At 39.9% G+C, this 23,447-nt stretch carries 20 protein-coding genes; 11 read left to right on the forward strand and 9 right to left on the reverse strand.

All coding sequences use genetic code 11. The annotated features are described in order from the left end of the window. Positions 1 to 127: 127 nt before the first annotated feature. Positions 128 to 1,654, reverse strand: coding sequence for a lysine--tRNA ligase (gene lysS / locus M5F03_RS00890; RefSeq protein WP_078193012.1), 1,527 nt, complete (start codon positions 1,652 to 1,654; stop codon positions 128 to 130). Positions 1,655 to 2,115: 461 nt separating this feature from the next. Here lysS and M5F03_RS00895 point away from each other — a divergent pair, with 461 nt between their 5' ends. Beyond that, positions 2,116 to 2,622, forward strand: a complete 507-nt coding sequence (locus M5F03_RS00895) for a YqiA/YcfP family alpha/beta fold hydrolase (protein WP_111884430.1) — start codon at positions 2,116 to 2,118, stop codon at positions 2,620 to 2,622. 81 nt (positions 2,623 to 2,703) lie between these two features. On the opposite strand, the gene M5F03_RS00900 is transcribed toward M5F03_RS00895, so the two are convergent. Further along, positions 2,704 to 3,249 carry an adenine phosphoribosyltransferase gene (locus M5F03_RS00900; protein ID WP_078189930.1) on the reverse strand — a complete coding sequence of 182 codons (546 nt, stop codon included), beginning with the start codon at positions 3,247 to 3,249 and terminating at the stop codon, positions 2,704 to 2,706. 528 nt (positions 3,250 to 3,777) lie between these two features. On the opposite strand from M5F03_RS00900, the gene rubA reads away from it, so the two are divergent. From rubA to M5F03_RS00925, 5 genes are all read left to right on the forward strand, one after another. Beyond that, a complete protein-coding gene (gene rubA, locus M5F03_RS00905) occupies positions 3,778 to 3,942 on the forward strand; it encodes a rubredoxin RubA (protein ID WP_005179369.1) in 165 nt (54 codons plus the stop codon). 78 nt (positions 3,943 to 4,020) lie between these two features. Next, complete coding sequence (locus M5F03_RS00910) at positions 4,021 to 5,199, forward strand: NAD(P)/FAD-dependent oxidoreductase (RefSeq protein WP_249705955.1); 1,179 nt, start codon at positions 4,021 to 4,023, stop codon at positions 5,197 to 5,199. A gap of 58 nt (positions 5,200 to 5,257) precedes the next feature. Beyond that, positions 5,258 to 6,196, forward strand: coding sequence for an esterase EstB (estB, locus tag M5F03_RS00915; protein WP_078189932.1), 939 nt, complete (start codon positions 5,258 to 5,260; stop codon positions 6,194 to 6,196). An 11-nt stretch (positions 6,197 to 6,207) separates the two neighbouring features. Then, complete coding sequence (gene oxyR / locus M5F03_RS00920) at positions 6,208 to 7,113, forward strand: LysR family transcriptional regulator OxyR (protein ID WP_180007453.1); 906 nt, start codon at positions 6,208 to 6,210, stop codon at positions 7,111 to 7,113. A 758-nt stretch (positions 7,114 to 7,871) separates the two neighbouring features. Continuing rightward, a complete protein-coding gene (locus M5F03_RS00925) occupies positions 7,872 to 8,483 on the forward strand; it encodes a transcriptional regulator (protein ID WP_249705958.1) in 612 nt (203 codons plus the stop codon). Positions 8,484 to 8,567: 84 nt separating this feature from the next. Here the strand turns inward: M5F03_RS00925 and ppk1 are convergent, their stop codons facing one another. Together ppk1 and mtgA are read right to left on the reverse strand one after the other, a co-directional pair. Continuing rightward, the gene (gene ppk1, locus M5F03_RS00930) at positions 8,568 to 10,649 is read right to left on the reverse strand and encodes a polyphosphate kinase 1 (RefSeq protein ID WP_180024094.1); all 2,082 of its coding nucleotides are present in this window, start codon (positions 10,647 to 10,649) and stop codon (positions 8,568 to 8,570) included. Positions 10,650 to 10,795: 146 nt separating this feature from the next. Beyond that, positions 10,796 to 11,473 carry a monofunctional biosynthetic peptidoglycan transglycosylase gene (gene mtgA / locus M5F03_RS00935; RefSeq protein WP_078193019.1) on the reverse strand — a complete coding sequence of 226 codons (678 nt, stop codon included), beginning with the start codon at positions 11,471 to 11,473 and terminating at the stop codon, positions 10,796 to 10,798. Positions 11,474 to 11,551: 78 nt separating this feature from the next. Here mtgA and M5F03_RS00940 point away from each other — a divergent pair, with 78 nt between their 5' ends. Beyond that, positions 11,552 to 12,376 carry a rhomboid family intramembrane serine protease gene (locus M5F03_RS00940; protein WP_249705959.1) on the forward strand — a complete coding sequence of 275 codons (825 nt, stop codon included), beginning with the start codon at positions 11,552 to 11,554 and terminating at the stop codon, positions 12,374 to 12,376. A gap of 128 nt (positions 12,377 to 12,504) precedes the next feature. On the opposite strand, the gene M5F03_RS00945 is transcribed toward M5F03_RS00940, so the two are convergent. Beyond that, positions 12,505 to 15,006 (reverse strand): ABC transporter permease, encoded by a 2,502-nt coding sequence (locus M5F03_RS00945; protein ID WP_249705961.1) that lies wholly within the window; start codon positions 15,004 to 15,006, stop codon positions 12,505 to 12,507. After that, positions 15,003 to 15,734, reverse strand: coding sequence for an ABC transporter ATP-binding protein (locus M5F03_RS00950; RefSeq protein WP_111884437.1), 732 nt, complete (start codon positions 15,732 to 15,734; stop codon positions 15,003 to 15,005). The genes M5F03_RS00945 and M5F03_RS00950 overlap by 4 nt, the downstream gene beginning before the upstream one ends. 11 nt (positions 15,735 to 15,745) lie before the next feature. On the opposite strand from M5F03_RS00950, the gene M5F03_RS00955 reads away from it, so the two are divergent. Continuing rightward, positions 15,746 to 16,375, forward strand: a complete 630-nt coding sequence (locus tag M5F03_RS00955; RefSeq protein ID WP_180055371.1) for an arylesterase — start codon at positions 15,746 to 15,748, stop codon at positions 16,373 to 16,375. Between the two features lie 84 nt (positions 16,376 to 16,459). Here M5F03_RS00955 and M5F03_RS00960 read toward each other — a convergent pair whose 3' ends face one another. After that, on the reverse strand, positions 16,460 to 17,074 hold the full coding sequence (locus M5F03_RS00960; RefSeq protein WP_111884438.1) for a carbonic anhydrase: 615 nt from the start codon (positions 17,072 to 17,074) through the stop codon (positions 16,460 to 16,462). 334 nt (positions 17,075 to 17,408) lie between these two features. On the opposite strand from M5F03_RS00960, the gene M5F03_RS00965 reads away from it, so the two are divergent. Both M5F03_RS00965 and M5F03_RS00970 read left to right on the forward strand, forming a co-directional pair. Continuing rightward, entirely contained in the window at positions 17,409 to 18,449 is a 1,041-nt protein-coding gene (locus M5F03_RS00965; protein ID WP_372491093.1) for an alpha/beta fold hydrolase, read from the forward strand. 46 nt (positions 18,450 to 18,495) lie between these two features. Continuing rightward, positions 18,496 to 19,503: a hypothetical protein gene (locus M5F03_RS00970; RefSeq protein ID WP_249705964.1), complete on the forward strand. Its 1,008-nt coding sequence runs from the start codon at positions 18,496 to 18,498 to the stop codon at positions 19,501 to 19,503. Positions 19,504 to 19,540: 37 nt separating this feature from the next. Here the strand turns inward: M5F03_RS00970 and M5F03_RS00975 are convergent, their stop codons facing one another. Together M5F03_RS00975 and nfuA are read right to left on the reverse strand one after the other, a co-directional pair. After that, complete coding sequence (locus M5F03_RS00975) at positions 19,541 to 21,736, reverse strand: FepA family TonB-dependent siderophore receptor (RefSeq protein WP_249705966.1); 2,196 nt, start codon at positions 21,734 to 21,736, stop codon at positions 19,541 to 19,543. 229 nt (positions 21,737 to 21,965) lie between these two features. Next, a complete protein-coding gene (gene nfuA / locus M5F03_RS00980; protein ID WP_078189947.1) occupies positions 21,966 to 22,604 on the reverse strand; it encodes a Fe-S biogenesis protein NfuA in 639 nt (212 codons plus the stop codon). Between the two features lie 158 nt (positions 22,605 to 22,762). Between nfuA and M5F03_RS00985 the strand changes: the two genes are divergently transcribed. Then, a complete protein-coding gene (locus M5F03_RS00985) occupies positions 22,763 to 23,380 on the forward strand; it encodes a rhomboid family intramembrane serine protease (protein ID WP_111884441.1) in 618 nt (205 codons plus the stop codon). Positions 23,381 to 23,447: the final 67 nt, after the last annotated feature.

Consider the following 23,447-nt stretch of genomic DNA (forward strand, 5'->3'; position numbering starts at 1 on the left):
TCAACTCATTTATTCAAGGGTGAAACTGTATCTCCTTTTATTTTTTTCATCATTTCGGTAAAGATGTTCAATAAAAATACAAAATAAAAAACCCGCATTAAGCGGGTTTTTTATTTCAAAAACTAAATTAGTTTTTATGACGCATATGTGGGAACAAGATCACTTCACGGATACTTGCAGCATTCGCAAACAACATCACCAAACGGTCAATACCGATACCCTCACCCGCTGTAGGAGGTAAGCCGTATTCCAATGCTTCAATGAAGTCTGCATCGTAATGCATTGCTTCATCATCACCTGCATCTTTTTCGGCAACTTGGGCTTGGAAACGTTCAGCTTGGTCAATCGGATCATTTAACTCTGAGAAACCATTTGCCAACTCACGACCACCGATGAAGAATTCAAAACGGTCCGTAATATGTGGATTTTCATCATTACGACGTGCCAATGGTGAAGTTTCCGCTGGGTATTCTGTGATGAATGTCGGTTGACGAAGTTCTGTTTCAACAGTTTCTTCAAATACGATGGTTTGAAGTTTACCTAAACCAAAACCAGGTTTTACTTGCTCTTTCAGTTCATTTTTAACAAAGTTTGCAAGGAACTCACGATCAGATACATTTTCAGCAGTGAACGTTGGGTTGTGTTCAAGAATCGCATCAAACATCGAAATTTTCTTGAATGGACCTTTGAAGCTATACACTTCATCACCATAAGGCACATCAGTCGAACCTAATATGTCAATGGCCAATTTTTCAAGCATATTTTCTGTCAAAGCCATCAAGTCTTTGTAGTCTGCATACGCTTGGTAAAATTCAATCATTGTGAATTCTGGGTTATGACGTGTTGATACACCTTCGTTACGGAAGTTACGGTTAATTTCGAACACGCGCTCAAAACCACCAACGACCAAACGTTTTAAGTAAAGCTCAGGCGCAATACGTAAAAATAAAGGCATATCTAATGCGTTGTGGTGAGTTTCGAATGGACGCGCAGATGCACCACCCGGAATCACATGCATCATTGGTGTTTCAACTTCCATGAAACGCTCATTGCTCAAATATGAACGAATACCTGACACCACTTTTGCACGAATTTCAAAAGTTTTACGTGTTTCTTCGTTCATGATGAGGTCTAAATAACGCTTACGGTATTTAACTTCAGTATCAGTCAAACCATGGAATTTGTCTGGAAGTGGACGGAGTGATTTGGTTAAAAGCTCAAAATGTTCAATATGAACATAAAGGTCACCTTTACCAGAACGACCAATATAACCTTCAATGGCAATAATATCGCCCAAATCGAGTGCTTTAATTGTTGCAAGAACATCAGCATCCAACTCTTTACGTGGTACATAAAGCTGGATACGACCAGTCATATCTTGGATTACGATGAATGAACCACGGTTCAACATCACACGACCAGCAACTTTTACATAAACCTTTTCGCCTGCTTCAATTTCTTCTTTTGATTTTTCAGCGAATTGATCTTGTAGGTCTTGTGCATAGTGTTCACGCTTAAATGTGTTAGGCCACGGGCTAACACCTGTTTCCTTGGCGTGCTCTTTGATGTGCTCTAACTTGGCATGACGCTGTGCAATTAAATCGTTTTCGGAAATGGCTTGTTCAGAAGTCGATTGAGCGTTATGTTGCGTCATCTCTGTCTCAAATAGTTAAAAAACGGAAGTTGCATAGCATAGCAGATTTCCTTTGAATTGAGCAGTAAGCAATGCGCGCATTTTTTTAATAAGTAGAAATTTATCGAAGTAAGATGTTTTAATCGTTATACCTTCAGGTAGACATAGAACATATCTTACAGATGTGCAGTAGATAAAAATAAAATACTCAAGCTCGAAAACCTACATTTTAATGATATCAGATGATAACTAAAAGCTTTAAAAATACTTATAATTATCAATACATTAAAATATATATCAATAACTTAATTCAACCTTTTAATCTATTTTCTTTAAGACTAAAGTCTTTTAAATGCCTATAAATTAGACCAAAAGCTAAATTCTCTTTTTGACAATTCTCTCTACAATGAAGTCATAAAATTGTTGAAAAATAAAATATTCAACACATCCAAAAATGTTTGAAAACAGTGTGTAGAAAAACAATGACTTCCTGCTTATCGAAAATTCTGTTTTTACATGGATTGGATTCTTCCCGTGAATCTACGAAGTTCCATGCCATCAATGCAAAACAAAAATTCTGCATTGAAGTGGACTATCGCAACTTAAATTTTCAAACTGTTGCGGACTTTTACCACGAGAGTATTGAAACCATTAAGCCCGATATCATCGTCGGTCATAGTCTCGGGGCATATTGGGCATTAAAAATGTCGCTGTTTCATCGCATTCCTTGTGTGATTGCTAACCCGAGTCTGCATCCAGACTTTCGTGACGACTACCCTGCAATTAATGAAATAGATTTGGATAACGATATTCCACAAATTGCATATATCGAACGTGGCGATGAAATCTTGGATATGTATGAGGCAGAAAAACAACTCGAAGACTATATGCAGGTTCAAGTCATGGATGGTGGACATCATCGTCTACAATGCCCTGAAAATATTAATGATTTAATCCAACATCTCGAATTAAATTACTTAAAAAAATAAATCATAAGCAGCAACGTCGTTTTTATCAGACATAAAAAAGCCTTGTCGTAGACAAGGCTTTTTACATTTTAAAACTGACGCTTAGGCAGCATCTGCTTCAGGACGTGTTTTATCATCTAAAACAGACCAAATATTTAGTCCTAAATCTTTATGCAAGTCAGGCAAATCTAAGAAAATGCTTGCGCCTAAAACTTGGTGTTTACATTTTTCAGCCAATTGTTTCACTGCACGAAGCGTACCGCCCGTCGCCAATACGTCATCCACAATAATTACTTTTTGTGATTCGATTTCAGCTGACATTTCAAGACGATCTAAACCGTATTCAAGGCTATAACCCACACCGACAACAGGTGGTGGTAATTTTCCGGCTTTACGTACCAACACCAAACCTTTGCCTGTACGCTGAGCAAGTAAGCTTGCCAAAACAAAACCACGCGCTTCAACTGCAATAAAGCTATCTACTTCTGCCAATTGCTCAGCTGGAATACTTGCAATTAGGGCATCAGTTAACGATTCGATGTTATTCATAAATAACGGCGTAAGGTCAAAGAAGCAAATTCCTGGTTTTGGGAAATCTTGGACAGTACGAATGTTAGACCACAATGCCGCAGCAGTAGAATTACTCATAATAGGAGAAAATAAATTAAGAAAGGAATGTGTGAATTTTAACGCGATTTGAGAGAAAAGAACAGCTAACCCCCGACCAAAATGCATATTTAAGATACAGTAAATTTACATAAGTTATTGATTATTAATATTGTATTTATTTAAAAAATATCAAATATATATTCTCCTAATCATAAAATAAAAGATTTTATAGATTTTTTCTGCAAGACTTTAGTCTATGAAGATAGAAAAAGCGGTATTTAGAACCCAATTCACAGAAATGAATTCCAATATAGCTTTCAATAGGCATAAATATTGTCAGACAATTTTTCCCAGATCTGGGGGTTTTGATGATATTTATTGTCCCTCACTGCCATTCTGCTTTTAATTTCACTCATTAAACTCTTAGCCACTTTACTTTATCGTTAGAACTGCGTAAAAATTTAACATAAGAGTCTACTGTATAAGGCTAATTAACCTTAAGGTATAAACTTATACAGTTATGAAGTATTTACTGACTTAATTTTGTGTCAGTTTTTGGAGAATGGAATGAAAAAGTATCAGTGCATCGTTTGTGGATGGATTTATGACGAAGCAGAAGGCTGGCCACAAGACGGTATCGTGGCAGGAACGAAATGGGAAGATATCCCAGATGATTGGACTTGCCCAGACTGTGGCGTCTCAAAAGTAGATTTTGAAATGGTTGAAATCTAATAAATAGAATCTAAGGCCATCATCGTTATGGTCTTTTTTTTGTCTTTAAAAAAATATGAAATGTGTTTGGAGTTGAGTATGCACCCTATTGTCATTATTGGTTCTGGTATGGCGGGATATGCCGTTGCACGTGAATTTCGAAAGTTAAATACTGAACTAGAACTTATTATGATCTGTGCGGATGATGCCATTAACTACGCTAAACCGACATTATCCAATGCCCTCGTTGGTAATAAAACTCCTGAGCAAATCCCTCTAGGGGATGCCGAAAAAATGTCGGCTCAACTCAATATGCAAATCATCAATAAGAGTTGGGTTAAATCCATTGATGCAGCAAAACATGAGCTTACTATTGAAAGCCAAAATGGAACTCAAACACAACTATATTCAAAACTCGTTTTAGCAGTCGGCGCAAATCCAATTCGCTTAGCTATTTCGGGTGATGGCAGTGAAGACATTCACGTCGTCAACAATTTAGATCACTACAAAGCTTTCCGTAAACAGCTTGCAGCACGTGAAGATAAACGTGTGGTGATTTTAGGGGCAGGCTTGATTGGCTGTGAATTTGCCAACGACCTCCAAAATACTGGGGCGAAAGTATCGGTGGTCGATTTAGCTCCGCAACCTTTGGGTCGCCTACTGCCGTCTCATGTTGCCGCTAAATTCCAAAGCAATTTAGAAGAAACGGGTATTCAATTCGTTTTAGGTACGACAGTCGACAAAGTGTCACGTATTGAAAATGGTGACTATCAAGTGAGCCTTGCAAATGGTCAAAGCTTAGTGGCAGATGTTGTGTTGTCTGCGATTGGTCTACAGCCTGAGATTAACTTAGCAAAACAAGCCGGCATTCAGACCAGTCGTGGCGTATTAACCAATAAAAGCTTAGAAACCAACTTGGCAGATATCTATGCTGTCGGTGACTGTGCTGAAGTCAATGGTACCCTTCTGCCATACGTGATGCCAATCATGCAACAAGCGCGTGCTTTGGCAAAAACCCTCAATGGCGAACATACCGCAGTGCATTATCCTGCCATGCCTGTAGCTGTTAAAACACCTGCTGCACCTTTAACTGTCCTTCCTGCGCCAATTGATGTAGAAACCCAATGGGAAACAGAAGAGCTTGAAGATGGCATGATTGCCCGTGCGATCGATCAAGATGGCGTATTACGTGGATTTGTACTGCTCGGTGCAACTGCTGGGAAGCAACGCTTAACTTTGACTAAGCAGGTTCCGGACTTGATTCCTGCTTCAGTTTAAGGTTTAAATACAAGGACGTCCTGATAATAATAGACGTCCTTTTTAAAGGAAAATAAAAATGAATAGTGCCCTTCAGTTTAATATTTCACCTTATGCCTCATTTATGCATGAAACTCGCGTAGAGTTAGGCAATGGCATTGAACTTCATGTCGAGGTGGGTGGTCATCCTGAAGATCCTGCAATCCTACTGATTATGGGACTCGGCGCACAAATGTTGTATTGGCCCGATTTCTTTTGTAAGTCCCTAATAGATCAAGGTTACCGAGTTATTCGCTTTGATAATCGTGATATTGGTCTGTCGAGTAAAATTCGTAACCCAGGCCCACGCCTTAACACCTTTAAACTGATGGGACGTTTTGCCTTAGGTCTAGAGAATCAAGGTGCGCCTTATGATCTATACGATATGGCAGACGATGTTGCACTATTAATTGATCGTATGGGACTTGATAAAGTCCATATTTTAGGCGCTTCGATGGGCGGCATGATTGCTCAAATCGTGGCGGCACGCTATCCAGATAAAGTGCACAACTTAAGCTTACTTTTTACAAGTAACATCCAACCCTTACTTCCACCGCCATTTCCAAAGCAATTATTTAGTCTAATTGAAAAACCTGAATCTAACGATGAAGATGGCATTATTAACCATAGCCTGAAAGTTTTTAATATTATAGGCTCTCCAGGCTATATTAATCAGCTTGAAGCGATACAAACTGCACGTAAACTCTATAAGCGGAGTTATTACCCAGCGGGTGTACTTCAACAGTTTTTAGCAATATTATGTACAGGTTCCCTGCTGCAGTTGGATAAACAAATTCAGCATAAAACCATTGTGGTTCATGGAGCTCGTGACCGTTTGCTGCCGCCAAGCCATGGTAAGGCCGTTGCAAAGGCTATTTCAGGTGCTAAATTTGAATTAATTGATGGAATGGGGCATGATATCCCACCGCATTTTATTCCATATCTTAGCGGTTTGTTTGCTGATCACTTTAAATCATAAATTAGGACACTATGGCTGCATTACCATCCTTAAGACAGCTGTCATATCTAGTAACACTGTCAGAAACGCTACACTTTACTGAAGCTGCGCGTCGTTCTTTTGTCACCCAGTCTACTTTGTCTGGCGGGATCATGGAACTTGAGCGTTTACTAGGTGGCGTATTGGTAGAACGCGACCGTCAAAACGTGCGTTTAACTCCTCTTGGCGAACAAGTTGTCGGACGAGCCCGAGTTCTATTGGCAGATGCGCAAGACCTAATGCGTTTAAGTCGTGAAATGAGCGAACCTCTAACGGGTGATTTACATCTAGGGGTCATTCCTACTATTGCGCCATTCTTACTTGCGCCATTATTAGAAGAAGTGCATAAGCAATTACCAAAAATTCAATTGCATTTACATGAAGCACAAAGTGAAAAAATTGTTGAGAAACTCGAGCACGGTAATCTAGATATTGTATTACTTGCTCTTCCTTTCGATACACGTAGCTTGAAAGTTGCAGAAGTAAACAAAGAAAAATTGTTCTTGGTGTACAACAAAGCTGATCAAAATGCAGCTCAAGCGAAATCTCTAGACGACTTAGATTTATCTCGTTTAATGTTGCTTGAAGAAGGCCATTGCTTACGTGATCATGCTTTGAGTGCTTGCCCGATTGGTGAACGTAAAAATGACCATCGATTAAAAGCAAGCTCATTGCCAACTTTGGTTGAAATGGTTTCCGCAGATTTAGGCTTTACCTTATTGCCTGAAATTGCAGTTCATACCAATATGATTAAAGCCAATGAAGATTTGGCTGTGAAAGAAATTGAAGCAAGTCCTACACGCACATTGGCATTGGTAACACGTAAGAGTACACCGCTTCAAAGTGAATTTGATGTATTGCTTCAAATCTTGCAGAAAATCACTAACAATCTACACTAATTAATCAGTGTAAAAATTAAAGAGAGCCCTGTGCTCTCTTTTTTTATTTGGCGGAAATGAATAATGCAGAAGTAATAATGTTGAGATGAATTAAAATTGAAAATGAAAAAATACAGTATCTAAAAAAAGAAAAGGCTAACCCAAATAGGTAGCCTGATAAGGTAATATATGACTTGATGTATATCTCAATTCATCGCCTCGACAATATCTTCACACTAGCCAGATAAGTAAGAAGATAAATACATCTTAGTAAAATATAACTTTCGTTAAAATCACTAGTTTCAGGTATTTTAGATAAAGTATGTCTGATTCATTTTCAAAGGGCTTTTTTTTATTATTGTGTTTTGTGCTATAAAATAACCATTGATGAGAAATAAAACACATTATTTTAAATAGTCACTAATATTTATGTTTAAAATAACTAAGCAATAGGTGAATATTAACTCACATCAGAAACAGTTCAATTTATTAATTGTCAAAATACTGCTTTCACATTTCATTTATTATTTTCAATTCGAATCTAAATCTGATTATTATTTAACCAATACTCTGAAAATAAAAACGAAAAACCTATAAATCTTTGCATTCAACACAATGAAAAACACAGAAAACCATACATTAATTAAATTCTATTATATCACAATAACTTAATTATACTTTGATATATAAATCACTACTTCTAGGTATATTTTTCTAATTCACTTTCATGCACATTATGGAAATGCAATTTGATTAAAAATAATAAATGAGCGAAATGTATGATGAGTGAATTTTTATTACCAGTGCCCGTTTTGATCATTGATCATCAAGCAATGACTTCAAAAACAGTGCTGTTTAACATCTTAGGAAACCTCGGTTATCCTGAAGATCTCATCACATTTTCAGAAAACTTAGCAGATGCAGAACAACAAATTTTCAATCAATTACCCAATTTAATTTTTTTAGTGATCACTCAGCAGTCCGATATCTCTTTCATCCATAAAATCAAAAAGATCTATCCTTCGAGTAATCTCATCATTTTAGTCAATGAACAATCTACAGATTTAACCTTACATGCCATTCAGTTAGGTGCAACCGCCTATATGTTGATTCAACAACCGTTGGAAGACACCTACAACCAACTGAAAACAATTTTAAGAGGTGGCGCTGCATTGCATCCAAGTTTTGCTAAATTTTTATTGAGTGAAACTTCTAGTCCGCAAAATGCAGCACCTAAACAGCTCAGTCTGAATCCAGCTGAATACCAAATTTTAGATATGGTCAGCCATAGCGCGACTCAAGAGCAGATGGTCCGTGAGTTAAAACTTTCAACTTATCAAATTGATGGTTTTGTTAAAAATATCTACCGAAAAATTAGTAGCTACAGCTAAATTTAGTTCAGATAAATGATTCAAAAAAACTTATAAATTAAAAAAATAAAGGGAGCATTGCTCCCTTTTACTTTTCTAACACATTTATTTAAATGCTTCTATAAGCACATGCTGTGAATTGTGTGCTTCCTCACCCTCTTGAACATGCGTACGAATCCAACGCCCATCACTTTGGAGCAACCAAGCTTGCTGATTATCTTTTAAGTAATTCACTAAACCTAATTGATAAATACGCTTTTTCAACGCTGGATCTTCAATTGGGAAACAGGCTTCCACGCGATTAAATAAATTACGATCCATCCAGTCTGCACTTGAACAGAAAATACGTGAATCACCATTATTACTGAAATAATACACTCGAGTATGCTCTAAAAAACGCCCGACAATAGAGCGCACGCGAATATTTTCAGACAGCCCCGGTAAACCTGGACGCAAACAACAAATAGAACGAATAATTAAATCAATCTGTACACCTGCTTGTGACGCTTCGTACAGTTTATTGATCAACTGAACTTCTGTTAATGCATTAACCTTGACTATAATTTGCGCAGACTTACCCGCTTTAGCATTAGTAATTTCATTATCAATATAATTGATGAGTTGAGTATGTAAGGTAAATGGCGCATGCAGCAGTTTTTTTAGCTTCGCCATTTTACCCATACCGGTCAATTCTTGGAAAATACGATGTACATCTTCACAGAGTTCTTTATCTGTAGTTAATAGACCGTAATCCGTGTAGATACGCGCATTTCCCGCATGATAGTTGCCCGTACCTAAATGCACATATCGCACCAATTTATTGTTTTCGCGGCGTACCACCAAAATCATTTTGGCATGAGTTTTATAGCCCACGATGCCATACACGACAACTGCGCCTGCTTCTTGTAATACATTGGCCACAGCAATGTTTGATTCTTCATCAAATCGTGCTCGAAGCTCAATTACAGCGGTGACTTCTTTACCATTACGTGCTGCTTCCGCTAAAACTTGCACAATCTCCGAATCTGCGCCACTTCGATAAAGCGTTTGTTTAATGGCCAAAACTTGTGGATCACGTGCAGCTTCACGCAGTAAATTAATTACCGGTGCGAATGATTCAAAGGGATGGTGCAGCAAAATATCTTGCTTTTGCATCGCACTAAAAATGTTTTCAGATTTTTTGAGTACTTTCGGTATAACAGGAATATGCGCGTCATAACGTAGATGTGGACGTTTAAAGTTTGACAGTAAACGTGCAAGGTTAACTGGTCCATCTACTTTATAGAGTTGCTCTTCTTCTAAATCGAACTCATCAAGCAAATATTCATAAATATGCTGCGGACAATTTTCTGTCACTTCCAAGCGAACGGCGCGACCAAAACGACGTGAATTCAACTCACCTTTGAGGGCTTTAGCCAAATCTTCAACATCTTCATTTAAAGCCAAATCGGCATTACGCGTCACGCGAAATTGGTAGCAACCCGTCGCCGTCATGCCGGGGAACAAATCAGAGACATGTTCATGAATAATTGCCGATAGCATCACATGATGCTCTTTGCCACCGGTTAATTCATCAGGAATCCGAACTACACGTGGCAGCGAACGCGGTGCAGGTACAACGGCTAAGTCAATCTGACGACCAAACGCATCCTTCCCTTCTAAAGTCACAATAAAGTTCAGCGACTTATTCACCAAGCGAGGGAATGGATGTGCAGGATCTAAACTAATTGGGGTTAAAACTGGTGCAACTTGTTCTTGGAAATACTTTTTTACCCAAGCCGATTGTGCAGGGGTTAACTCACCACGGCGTAAGAAGCAAATATCTTCCTCACGCAGTTTAGGTAAAATTTCTTGATTTAAAATACGATACTGGCGCTCAATTGCCGCATGCGCTGTCGCAGAAATTTCATCTAATACTTGTTTTGGTGTTAAGCCATCTGGACTACGGCTTTCATTGCCTAAGTCTAGCTGTTCCATCATTCCCGCAACACGAATTTCAAAAAATTCGTCTAAGTTACGTGAAAAGATCAGCAAGAAATTCATGCGTTCAAGTAATGGATGTATCGGATCAACCGCTTGTTCGAGCACACGCAGATGAAAGTCGAGAATCGATAACTCTCGATTAATATAACGATCATTATAAGTATATTCAGTAGGTACTTGCGCGACTTCAGCTGCGGTATTCATTTCAAACCCATATTAAAAAATGTGTACTGTACTCAGTTTAGTATGCTTCAAATTTGTGACAATTTCATAAAAAAAGCCCATTAATATGAGCTTTTTGTTGTAATTCAAATCACTGCCATGCCATTTGACGAGTGTTTAGATCGTTCTTAATCTGGGATATGGCTATAACGCATATATTTTTGGATCATGCGCTTACGATAATTTAGCTTACGATCTTGTCGATTTTCATCATAATATTTTGGATTAGGTAAAATCGCCGCAATAAATGCCGCTTGCTCTCGGCTCAAACTCCGTGAACTTTTACCAAAATAGTGCTGTGTTGCAGCTTCTACACCATAGATGTTGTCCCCAAACTCAACCGAGTTGAGATATACCTCTAAAATGCGCTGCTTCGTCCACATGCGTTCCATCATCCATGTTGCAACGGCTTCCTGCCCTTTGCGGATAAATGAACGCTTGTTATATAAAAATAAGTTTTTTGCCAATTGCTGAGAAATGGTCGATCCACCTGCAACCACTTTGCCTTTATCTTTATTGCGTTCTAAAGCATTTTGCATGCCTTCCCAATCAAAACCTTTATGTTGTAAAAACTTGCCATCTTCCGCGGCAACAACAGCATGTTTGACATAATCACTAATTTGGTCGTAATCACGCCATTCATGTTTAATCGGTTTGGATGGCTCAGACCAATAATCTAAACGCATCATCATCGTCGATTCCACAGGATGCGTACGCCACCACACTAGACTACCAAAGATCCAAAGCTGCACCAAAAGCACAAGACTGACAAGAATTAACAATGTACGAACAATAAAGGCTTTCATGTCAGTGTGTTACTCCAGAAATTCTGTTTTTTCATGTTAAGCTTATTTTTAAATATTTTGACACAGTACAAGAATAGCATGTCTGAACTCAGCCCTCCTGCTGTATCAACCCGTAAGCTGCAAATCCAAATGTGGTGGATCACGGCACTCTTAATTACCATCAATGTTGGACTCTTTGGCTGGCAAGTGTTGCATGGAATGAACGTAAGCCAACCCGACACACTGGATGCTTTGCGTTGGGGTGCTGATTATGCACCTTTAACCTTTTTAGAGGAACCCATCCGCTTATTCAGCAGTATGTTTTTTCATTTTGGCCTGATTCACCTGATGTTGAATATGTGGGCTTTGTATATTTTTGGCAGTGTTGCCGAGCAAATGTTAGGTCGTTTCTACTTCCTCGGTCTGTATGTTTTAGCAGGACTGATGGGAAGTTTATTGAGTGGGTATTTAACCATTCAGGACAGCTATGCATTATTGGCCGAAGGTGCAGCCAATCAGCAGCTTTTCCCGAGTATTGGTGCAGGTGCATCGGGTGCAGTGATGGGTCTCGGTGCCGCGCTGACGATTATTTCGCTGCTCCCTATGTTACCTAAACAGCAATTTTATCTGGATCAAAAAACCTTATTGATGGTGATGGGCATTAACCTCGCGATGGGCTTTATGATTAGTGGAATTAATAATGCCGCGCATATTGGCGGCATGTTGATGGGCGCTGCATTGGCTTTCATTTGGTATGTGGGACAAAAATTACATCAATCCCTAATCATTCAAATGATCGGTCTAATCGCCGCAGCTGTCGGATGCTACCTGTTTTATCTGCATTGCCAACAATTAATCCAACCGATTTTACCGCTTTGGGAACACTTTATCCTGCTGATGAAGCAATCTTTCGCAGCACGTTAAACAGTGGAATGAACCCTGTGGCTATAACACAGACATGTTGAAAACACGTCAAATTTTGTCTAAATCCAAACTACGCACTAGGTTCTTGCTCCACTTTTAATTAGCTCAACCGTTAACCTTCTCCACGCTTAACTATTTAGTTCACGCAAACTTTCTAAGGGTGGAATATCACAAAGATAACTTAAGCGATAACGTCCGATCAATGTACAGACTATGGTCATTACCAGTGGGAGGATCAACCAAATCTCTGCATGTAGCTGGATGGTCAGTTCCATTTTATAACTGACAATCGCACTGATCACTTCAGCAAAAATACATGCCACAACACCCGAAATTAGCCCCATCAAACCGACTTCCAAACTGAGCATCGACTTTAACTTTTGCTTGGAACTGCCGAAGGAACGCAGTAATGCCACTTCTTTTTTGCGTTCATCCATAAATAAGTTCAAACATGCAACCAAGACTAAAATGCCTGAAATACTGACCAACAGCGCCAAGATAGTAATAATCTGAACCAATACGCTGACGATGCGTTTGATCTCATCCAAAATCAGACTGACATCAATAAACACCGTATTCGAAAACTGCTGAATTAGACCAATTAACTGATTTTTATCTTGCGGTGGAACATAGAAACTCCCCAAATAGCTGCCGGCATTTTCATCCATGGTTTGGGGAGAGAAAATAAAGAAGAAATTTGGACTAAAGCTTTCCCACTCCACACTGCGAAGGTTGATCACCTTGGCTTGTAAAATCCCTTCAGGAAGGCTAAAACTCAGTCGGTCTCCAATTTGAATACCCAGTTCTTGTGCGGTTTTCACTTCTACCGATACTTCATTGACCTGTTGAAACTGCTGATTGCCCGCGATGATTTGATTATCTTTTGGAAAAGTTGCAGCCTGTGTGAGATTCAATTCACGGCGTAATGAATTATTGCTTTTAATTAAGGCATCCGAAAAAGGGAGATCATTTTTGGCAACTAATCGTCCACGAATATTCGGGTACATCGGCGTCCCTTGCCAACCATGCTGCTTGAGTTGTTGATTAAAATCCTGCAACTCAAATGGCGGTAATCCATAGACAAATTGGTTAGGTGTCCCTTGTGGTAATTGTTGTTGCCAACGTTCCAGCAAATCTGTACGTAATACCGCTAAAACCGTAATCAGACTTAGACCCAATGCTAATGCGGTAATTTGAAATGCCGTTTGATACGGTGTGCGTATATACGCTGAGATTTTCGTCCCCCAACTTTTCAAAGCCTTTAAACTGAGCCAGACCATCATATATAGGCCAACACACAGGAAGATGATGGCGCAAATCAGCCACATGGTGAGTTGTAAATTTTCAGTTAATACCACACAAAACACCACCAAACTGAGCGTGCCGAAACTGAGCATCCAAAGTATGGAACGTACAGAACGCTCTTGTTGTCGTATCACCCGTGCTGGCGGTGTCCCTAATAATTGCCAAAGACTCGGAAGAACAAATCCTAATAGCACAATCGCACTGGTGAATATTGCAATTGGAAGTGGGCCAAGCAGCATAGACAGGGCTGAAAACTCTAATTGTAAATTTGGAATCAGCTGTAGCATCAGTTGCAATAAGCCATAACCCAATCCCAGACCAATCAAACTTCCAAACAGGATTGAAAGCCCGAGTACTACCAACAGTAAAGCCAGATAAGCACTTAATATTTGCTGTTTGGTCGATCCAATACAGCGCATCAGTGCAATGGCATCCTGATTTTGTTGGACATAACGCTGGCTGGTTAATGCGATGGCGATGCCACAAAGTAAAATGGTTAAAATATTGGCCACCTGTAAAAACGTTTCTAGGTTGGCAATCGGCTTCATCAAGCGGGTATTGCCTTCACTGGCATTTCTCAGTTTTAAACTACTTTGAGCCGCATCTTGAACCTGCGCATGATCTGAATTAGCAGCACCACTTTCGCTTTGATCACCAAATTTCTGCTTATACAGTTTTTCAAAGCGCTGGGTATTTTGTGCATCTCCTGCCATTAACAGGCGATATTCAATCCGACTCCCGACTTGGATGGCATTGGTTCTCGCCACCTCAGACTGCGCAATCACAACTGTCGGTGAAAAACCACTGAAACCGAGTTCCTGATTGGTGTCATGGATGATTTTGGCACTGACTTGAAAAGCAGCATCAGCAATATTGATCTGATCTCCAACCTTAACACCCAACAAATCCATGGCACGCGGACTTAACCAGACCTCACCTGCTTGTATAGAACGGTTTAGTTTCGGTTCTGTTTCGAGTTCACCTCGTAATGGAAATGCAGCATCAACGGCTTTGACATTGACCATGACAAATTGCTGATCAGTGTGCGCCATGCTGCTAAATAGCGTGACATTCGATTGTTTTAATTGCTGTGCTTTGGCTTGTTGTCGCCACTCTTGTGGAATTGGTTCATTGGCTGTCAGCACCAAGTCTGCTGCCAACATTTCAGCAGCTTGTAGCGCTACTGCATTTTGAATTTGTACATTACTAAACTTTAAAGCCGTGGTGGCACTGATCGCCAAGGTCAGTGCGATCAATAATAAATACACACCCGTGGTTTTAAAACTCAGTTGTAAGAGTGGTCGAAACAGTGCCAAAAGATTCATGCAGCATCTCCTGTTCGATGCTCAATCAATTGACCATTGACCAATTCAAAATGGCGCTGACATTGACGGGCCAAATCGGCATCATGCGTCACCAATACCAAAGTGGTTCCCATTTCACGATTTAACTGAAATAACAGTTGTTCAATTTCCTGTGCCGTTGCACTGTCTAAATTACCTGTCGGTTCATCTGCAAAGATCAGATCGGGTTCACTCACCAAAGCACGGGCAATCGCAACCCGTTGCTGCTCACCACCCGATAAAACTTTAGGGGCTTGATGCGCTTGGCGTTCTAGTCCGACCTTTGCTAACAGTTTTAATGCTTTTTCTTCGGCAGCTTTGACCTGAAAATTTGCTTGTAACCGTAGCGGTAGCATGACATTTTCCAGTGCCGTTAAATGTGGCAACAACTGGAAAGACTGAAAGACAAAACCAATATGGGCCAAACGGACTTGAGCACGCTGTTCTTCATTTAATAGATGAATGTCCTGACCACAGACCCGTAATTGTCCCGAACTGGCCTGATCTAAGGTCGCCAAAATCCCCAACAAGGTGGATTTACCTGAACCCGAACGACCAGTGATCGCAACTTGTTCCCCTGCAAATATTTCAAGATCGAGTTGTTCAAAGATCGATAACTGTTTTTGTGGAAGTTGTATCTTTTGTGTCAATTGCTGTGCAGAAATAATCGCCTGTGGCATGATGTCAACATCTGTCGTGAGTTGGGTCATATCTTCCCTATATGCAAAATCGCATTCAAAATAATCGTCTATTGAGTTACTTGCTGGCTATTGCACTGATGTTCTGCCCGATGCTGCTCTCTGCCAAAACCATTATGATTTTGGGCGATAGCTTAAGTGCAGGTTATGGTGTTTCAGTGCAGCAAGGTTGGGTCCACTTATTACAAAAACGTCTAGACCAACAGTATCCGAAACAACATAAAGTGGTCAATGCAAGTGTCAGCGGTGAAACCACCAGTGGAGCTTTGGCACGACTGCCTAAACTGTTGCAAACTCATCGTCCAGACCTTGTGGTGATTGAATTAGGTGGGAATGATGGTTTACGCGGACAGCCCCCTGCACAAATTCAAAAAAATTTAGCGCAGCTGATTCAAAAAAGCCAACAGGCCAAATCGAAAGTGATTTTATTTGGAATGAAAATTCCACCGAATTATGGCAAGGCATATAGCCAAGCTTTTGAAAATAACTATCAAGTGTTGAGCCAACAGTACAAAGTCAAATTATTACCTTTCTTTATGCAAGGCGTGGCGGGGCATAAAAATTTGATGCAACAAGATCAAATTCACCCAAATGCCAAAGCGCAACCAATTTTGCTGAACAATGCTTATCCATTAATTAAAGCAAACTTATAAATTTAGTGGGTGAAAATGGATTCGTTAAAAAAGGCGCTTCATTTGAGCGCCTTTTTTTTAAATCTTGTATTTACTGTAGTTTGCTTAGAAATCGTAGAAGCTTACTTCACCCGTTTCGAGTGAATACTCAGCGCCCACCACTTTTAATTTGCCTTGCGCAATTAAGTTTTCAAGGACTGCTGAACCATGACGCAGTTGATTTACTGAGGCAAAAACGTTTGAACGTACTGCATGCATTGAAAGTTTTTCAAGGTCATCTTTCAATTCAGTTTGCATAAGTATTTCTACAGATGGACGAACGCGGTTCACAATCGACATCAAATTTGCTGATGGCGGTGTCGCAGGGTTAGTTAAAGCTTCAATAGTAGAATGAATCGCGCCACAGTGTGTATGACCCAATACAATGACCACAGGACATCCAAAACTTTCTGCTGCAAATTCCACGCTACCGACTTGAGACGGTGCCACAATATTACCTGCAACACGAATCACGAATAAATCGCCTAAGCCTTGGTCAAATACCATTTCAGCAGGAACACGTGAGTCTGAACACCCTAAAATAATCGCAAAAGGTTCTTGGCTTTCGGCCATTTCAGCACGTTGTTGATGCGTCAAAAGCTTTGGGTGATTCGTTTCACCGTCTACAAAACGTTGATTCCCTTTTTTTAAACGATCTAAAGCTTCTGCTGCTGTTAGCATGTTCTAATTACCCTTATCCGAAGTTGCAATATTTTAATCCCAGTCGAATCGATTGTCACTTGCAAAAACAATTGCTATGAATTTTTTATAAGACGATGCTACTTGATAGAAAATGCTACTCTACATTCATCAAAAAAAAATATTTTTTCTGTAATGGTTCACATTATTAAAACGCAAGTTTAACCACGTCAAAAAAGCAATGGATGACAAAGGTCATTTTTAATTTACAATATATTTCATAAATATACGCTTTTACTATTTCAGCGCATTCTGATAATAGTCATATAAATGATCTAAAAAATATATCGATTCGATTTAACTGGGGTAAACGTCAATGAAAGGACATCATTCACGCGTTTTTGTCTTTTTTAAGCTAGCAACAATTTGCTGTATGACGTTTATTGCCAACCATGCTTTGGCTGCAAATCCGTCTCCCATCAGCAAAAACCTGGCTGTACCCTCTATCGTGCAAAACTATTTGAGCCAAGAACGTAAAGCGGCTGGTTTAGTCACACATAGTGTTCAAGTCGGCAATGTGAATTGGAGTTATAGCGAAGGCGGTCAACGCTCTAAACCTACCATCTTGCTGATTCATGGTTTAGGCGGCACACGTGATAATTGGAATCGTGTTGCGCATTATTTAACACCGAACTATCACGTGATCATCCCTGACCTTCCGGCCAATGGCGATACCCATGTCCCTGTCGATTTTGATGTCTCTGTGCCGAATGTCACGGAACAACTACGCCAGTTTGTCCTTAAAATAGATATTGAAGATAAACTGAATGTTGCAGGTCACTCATTGGGTGGTTCCATTGCCACGGTATATGCCTCTCAATATCCTTTTGATACCCAAAGTTTATTTTTACTCAACAGCGCGGGCATTTATAAACAAGCCAATACCAGTTATACCCGTGACCCGTATAAACTTAAAAATTTAATCGTTTCAAAACCGGGGGATTTAGATGATGTTATGCATAAACTCATGCAGAATCCGCCTAATGTTCCGACAAAGCTTAAAGAAGCGCAGGAAAATATCTTAATTGCGCGTGCGCCCTTCACCAGTAAAATGATCGATCAAGTCGTCACGCTCAATCGAATCTACACCCCTGAAACTTTTGCTCGATTAACACGAACGGTGGAAGCCCCAACCCTGATCCTTTGGGGCAAACAAGATAAAATCTTTAATGTGGAAGTGGCAGGCGAACTCAAGTCTTTACTGAAACGTGCAGAAACCCCAGTGATTTTAAATAACGTCGGTCATATGCCAATCTTAGAAGCCGAACAACAAGTTGCAGACCATTACTTACCTTTCCTTGCGAAAAGTCAAAAGTTTAAAAACCCTTTGGTAGATAAACTGATTCAGTTAAACTGAGCATTCGCCATTTTTAGATACCCATCACTGGGACTTCAGGGAAAGTATGCAGAAAAACCCGATGATTGAGCAGTTGATTGACGCTCAACTGAACTTTTTAGATCAGAGCTTTTCACACAATGATACCGTAGCCACTGAATTCACCCATTTTTATCAATGGTTTCGTAAACAATCTTTGCAGCAGATTTGGAGCTTTGATCAAATCAATGCCTTGTTGCAGAAACAAATTTTAAATACCCCTGCAAGTCAATTTCTGATTGAGCAAATTGCTGAACATATCAAATTTGCACTGATTCATCCTGCAAATGACAGCACCACGATTGCCGAAATCATCCCAGTATTGACCATCGATAAAATTGCGCAGTATGTGGCAAGTAAACAAGGACATCGTCAGCGTTTAATTCATACCATGGTCAACAATCCTGCATTTTCAGCCATGATCAGTCAATTGATTCAACATGCGATACAAGATTATTTAGATAATTCGGTGATTGCAAAATCGGTACCCGGTGTTTCACGATTTATGAAAATGGGGAAATCGGTACTGGAAAATGTCACTGATACCAATTTAGATAATGCAGTCAGCAAATACTTACAAAAGAATATTTTAAAGCTCAGTCAAATGAGTGAAACCGTGTTAAATCAGCACTTTGATGATCATAAGCTGTACCATTTTCAAGCCAATTTGTGGCATAAAATTAAAGCGCTGCCAGTTTCAGTATTAAAGAACTATGTTGAAGTTCAGGACTTGCCGCAAACAGTTGCCATGGGTCATGAAATTTGGGATTTTATGCGACAGGCCGAGTACATGAAACAGCAAGTGCATGATGGCGTATATGCTTGGTACGTGCGTAATGCAGAACGCCCTTTTGATTTATTGCTACGTGATTTAAATATTGATGAAGCACTGATTCAGCATGAACTTCAAAACTTACTCTATCCTATCGTTCAACAAATGATTGAGTCGGGTTATTTGCGTGAGCGTTCACGTCTCTATTTAGAACAATTCTACTACTCAAGTGAAGCACTGAAAATTTTAAATATCCCAACATAAAAAAAGCCGCGTTAAGCGGCTTTTCTTTTGGACATACTTAGAACTGGTATTTCAAACTTGCATAATAAGCTCGACCCGGCTCGTTATATGTTTGGTTGACCGTTTTATCACGCAGTTTTTGCTCATCAAATAGGTTATTCACACCGATACGAGCACTTAAAGCCGCATTAAATTTATAACCAAAGTTAATGCCTGCAATGCCATAACTTTTCACGCTATCCATCGCCAAGCCATTTTTGCTTTCAAGACTGGTTTCTGCATATTGACGTGGTTTTTGACGACCATATTGGGTATAGACAAAGTTACTGTCTAATCGATCCGTGATGTTGTAGTTCAAAATAGAGTTTATGGTGTAATTTGGAATCACTGAAAGTGGATTGCCTGTACGTTTATCTTCAGAGTTGATCATATAGGTGACGTTATTGGTCCACGTGATATCACCCCAGTCCAAAGAAATACTTCCTTCAACACCTTCCACCAAGGCTTCTGGCGTATTCATCCAACGCAGTACATTATATGTTGTTCCATTTACTTCTAGTTCTTCTAGACGTGTATCCCCTGCAACGATCTTATTTTTATAATCATTACGGAACCATGCAAAGCTTGCATTTACGATGTCTTTTTCAAACTGTACACCTAATTCTTTATTCACTGAAGTTTCAGGTTTGAGATCGCCATTACCTTGTAATAGACATTGGCTCAGCCCAATCGGACAGCCATTACCGCGAGTGCTTAACAGATAACCTTCCGCATTTTGGTACATATTAGGTGCTTTATACGCCTTAGCCACACCACCTTTTAATGTCCAATAGTCGCCAAGCTTTTGCGTAATATTCAGACTTGGACTCCAGCTATCACCCGATTTACTATGATTATCATAGCGTAGTGCCAAAACGACATCGGTGCTCTCGCCCAAGTTCATATTGTTTTCAATATAAGCCGATGCAATCCGTGAATCCATGTGTGAACGGTCACCTGAAGTCAGCGCATCACCAAAACCGCCTGCGCCAGCTTGTGTATTAACCGTATCGGTAAAGTCATCTTCGACCCACTCAGTGCCTAAAGTTAATACCTGTGGAACATACCATTGGAACGGCAGATTGGCTTCTGCATTAAAGCGAATGGTTTCTAGATGTGACGTTTGTTTATTCTCGAGATTATTAATCTGTCCCTCAGTACTACCGCCTGTTCCTTCAGGTAGGCGTTTATTTTTGGTTTTGTCATATTGCGCAATGAGTTTACTATCGCCCCAACCCCACGTACCTTCATGGGTTAATGCAAAACTATCACGATAAATGGTATTGGTTTCTTCACCGATTAAAGCCGATAAGATTGGCGCTTTGTTTGGATCGGCTGGATCAAATACACTGTTTTGACTATCGCCTGCAAAACGGTTGCCTTGACGGCCAACACTTGCGTCAAACATCAAGACTTGTTGATCATTCAACTGCCAGGCCAATCGCCCAGCAATATCTTTATTCTCTACGCCTTCTCGACCCGCCATACGCGCGCCATTGTCCATTAATGCATTAATATCCGCAGCATCTGAATCGGTTTTGTTATAACTACCGTAGAAACGATATGAAAGGACATCTTTGAGAATTGGCCCGCTTAAGTTAAAGCTTTCACGGTGACTTGCACCCTCTTTAGCGTCTTCAGGCTGATTGGTAAAAACCTCGGCAGAACCATGCACGTCGTTGGTCACTTTCTTGGTTTTAATATTGACCACACCACCCATCGTACCTGAACCATAACGCGCTGCTGCTGGACCACGCAGCACTTCAATCGATTCAATGGCATCTGCAGGTACCCAGTTCGAATCGCCACGTGTATCACGCTCACCGCGCCAGCCATAACGTACTGAGTTTCTCGAATTTACAGGCTTGCCATCAATTAAGATCAACGTGTTTTCAGGCCCCATACCACGGATATCAATCTGACGGTTATTACCACGTTGGCCTGTGGCACTGTTACCAGTCAAATTCACACCCGGCATACGGCGCACATACTCTGAAATATCATTCACAACCGGCATTTTTTCTAAATCTTCTGCCGTAATTTTTGAAGCACCTAATGATTGTTTAACTTGTTCTGCTGCAGTAACAACAATGGTTTCCATCTTCGTTACGGATTCATCTGATGCTTCAGTGTGCACATTTTCTGCATGCGTCAAACTTACCAATGCACAGAGTATTGAAAGTGTAAGCGTTGATTTTAATAGTTGTTTGGTCATTGAGTGCTTCCAAATAAACGTATTTATGGAGAAATCTAGAATAATGTGTTGCACATTGTAACCAACACAAATGATATTGCAATTAATTTTAATAATCATTATCATTTGTATTTGTGATATCACTTATTATTTTGATGTAAAAACCCTAGAAATATCTGAAAATCTTCGTTTTTTTGATTTAGACAATAAAAAAGCCGCAAGGTTGCGGCTTTTTATAAAAATACTGAACTTATTTGAAATAAGCACCTTCAGTATTACTGTGATCCGTTTGGTCAACAACACGCATTAACTCAGGTACATGCTGCTTCAATGTTGTTTCAACACCTTGTTTCAAGGTTAAATCGATTGAAGAACAACCTTGACAACCACCACCGAATTTAAGCACTGCAGTTAAACCATGTTCTGCATCTTCAACCACCTCTACCAGTGCACAGTTACCACCATGACCTGCAAGGCCAGGGTTAATTTCTGACTGTAGAACATAAGTGATACGCTCTTCTACAGAGGCATCTGGACCCACACGTGGCACTTTTGAGTTTGGTGCACGGAATGTTAACTGACCACCAAAACGGTCTTTGTTATAGTCAATCACCGCATCCAAAAGATATGGAATAGACGGTGTGTCAATAAATGCAGGGAAATCTGGATAGTCTTGTTTATAGTCTGTAGGCACAACTTCTTCTGGTGCACTGTAAGCCATACAACATTCAGCACGTGGCGTACCCGGATTTTCCACAAAAACACGTACACCAATGCCCGGTGTATTTTGTTTATCCAAAAGATCTTTCAAATACTCTTGGGCATTTGGAGTGATCAATAGGTTTGGAATTTCTTCAGCAACTGCTGTGCTGTTGTTCTCAGTCGACATTACAATATTTCCTCAAGCTGAAGTCGCTATTTTAACTTAAGATGCGGGGCATTAGAAAAAAATCAACTAAAATTGTCGGATTTATTCTGAAAGTTCACGCTTTAGGCAGATTTAATGGCATTATTGAGCATAAATTTTAACAAGTAGAATAGTCATATATGTTGGGTCTACCCTTTAACCACACCGTGACCATTATCCTGATTACGGTGGTGATTTCACTGATTGCATTTTCAAATCAGAAAGTTATGAATCGATTGTTATTTTGGCCACCGGCCCTCAGTCGTGGCGAGTATGACCGATTTATTAGCCATGGCTTTATTCATGCAGATGGCGCGCACCTATTGTTCAACATGATTACCTTATTTTTCTTTGGTAGCGTGATTGAAAGTTTTTATCGCCAATATTTCTTCGACATGGGCTTTGTATTGTTTTACTTGGGTGGCTTGATCGCAGCGATTATTCCGAGTTATTTAAAACATAAGCATGATACCCATTGGGCAAGTTTAGGGGCTTCTGGGGCGGTATCTGCAGTACTCTTTGCGTATATCTTGTTTGAACCGTGGAAACTGATTTTTGTATTCTTTATTCCTGTTCCTGCGATTATTTTTGCCGTGCTGTATGTGGCTTATAGTATCTGGTCAGGTAAACGTGGCAACAGCAACATTAACCACAGCGCACACCTTTGGGGCGCAGCGTATGGTGTAATCATGACGATTATTCTTGAACCAAAACTCATTCCACATTTCTTAAGTCAGTTATTAAACGTTCCTTTCTAACGTTAAGTCTAAAAAATCAGCTGGATTTAACCTGAAAATGACAGCCTAAACCGTTTCAGTTTAGGCT

This window comes from Acinetobacter amyesii, assembly GCF_023499985.1.
In the GTDB taxonomy this organism is placed as follows: domain Bacteria; phylum Pseudomonadota; class Gammaproteobacteria; order Pseudomonadales; family Moraxellaceae; genus Acinetobacter; species Acinetobacter amyesii.

What these genes read in the sequence shown, in the direction of transcription:
- lysS (WP_078193012.1), bottom strand. Translation starts at nt 1,654, where the DNA reads ATGACGCAACATAACGCTCAATCGACTTCTGAACAAGCCATTTCCGAA.
- M5F03_RS00895 (WP_111884430.1), top strand. Translation starts at nt 2,116, where the DNA reads ATGACTTCCTGCTTATCGAAAATTCTGTTTTTACATGGATTGGATTCT.
- M5F03_RS00900 (WP_078189930.1), bottom strand. Translation starts at nt 3,249, where the DNA reads ATGAGTAATTCTACTGCTGCGGCATTGTGGTCTAACATTCGTACTGTC.
- rubA (WP_005179369.1), top strand. Translation starts at nt 3,778, where the DNA reads ATGAAAAAGTATCAGTGCATCGTTTGTGGATGGATTTATGACGAAGCA.
- M5F03_RS00910 (WP_249705955.1), top strand. Translation starts at nt 4,021, where the DNA reads ATGCACCCTATTGTCATTATTGGTTCTGGTATGGCGGGATATGCCGTT.
- estB (WP_078189932.1), top strand. Translation starts at nt 5,258, where the DNA reads ATGAATAGTGCCCTTCAGTTTAATATTTCACCTTATGCCTCATTTATG.
- oxyR (WP_180007453.1), top strand. Translation starts at nt 6,208, where the DNA reads ATGGCTGCATTACCATCCTTAAGACAGCTGTCATATCTAGTAACACTG.
- M5F03_RS00925 (WP_249705958.1), top strand. Translation starts at nt 7,872, where the DNA reads ATGATGAGTGAATTTTTATTACCAGTGCCCGTTTTGATCATTGATCAT.
- ppk1 (WP_180024094.1), bottom strand. Translation starts at nt 10,649, where the DNA reads ATGAATACCGCAGCTGAAGTCGCGCAAGTACCTACTGAATATACTTAT.
- mtgA (WP_078193019.1), bottom strand. Translation starts at nt 11,473, where the DNA reads ATGAAAGCCTTTATTGTTCGTACATTGTTAATTCTTGTCAGTCTTGTG.
- M5F03_RS00940 (WP_249705959.1), top strand. Translation starts at nt 11,552, where the DNA reads ATGTCTGAACTCAGCCCTCCTGCTGTATCAACCCGTAAGCTGCAAATC.
- M5F03_RS00945 (WP_249705961.1), bottom strand. Translation starts at nt 15,006, where the DNA reads ATGAATCTTTTGGCACTGTTTCGACCACTCTTACAACTGAGTTTTAAA.
- M5F03_RS00950 (WP_111884437.1), bottom strand. Translation starts at nt 15,734, where the DNA reads ATGACCCAACTCACGACAGATGTTGACATCATGCCACAGGCGATTATT.
- M5F03_RS00955 (WP_180055371.1), top strand. Translation starts at nt 15,746, where the DNA reads ATGCAAAATCGCATTCAAAATAATCGTCTATTGAGTTACTTGCTGGCT.
- M5F03_RS00960 (WP_111884438.1), bottom strand. Translation starts at nt 17,074, where the DNA reads ATGCTAACAGCAGCAGAAGCTTTAGATCGTTTAAAAAAAGGGAATCAA.
- M5F03_RS00965 (WP_372491093.1), top strand. Translation starts at nt 17,409, where the DNA reads ATGAAAGGACATCATTCACGCGTTTTTGTCTTTTTTAAGCTAGCAACA.
- M5F03_RS00970 (WP_249705964.1), top strand. Translation starts at nt 18,496, where the DNA reads ATGCAGAAAAACCCGATGATTGAGCAGTTGATTGACGCTCAACTGAAC.
- M5F03_RS00975 (WP_249705966.1), bottom strand. Translation starts at nt 21,736, where the DNA reads ATGACCAAACAACTATTAAAATCAACGCTTACACTTTCAATACTCTGT.
- nfuA (WP_078189947.1), bottom strand. Translation starts at nt 22,604, where the DNA reads ATGTCGACTGAGAACAACAGCACAGCAGTTGCTGAAGAAATTCCAAAC.
- M5F03_RS00985 (WP_111884441.1), top strand. Translation starts at nt 22,763, where the DNA reads ATGTTGGGTCTACCCTTTAACCACACCGTGACCATTATCCTGATTACG.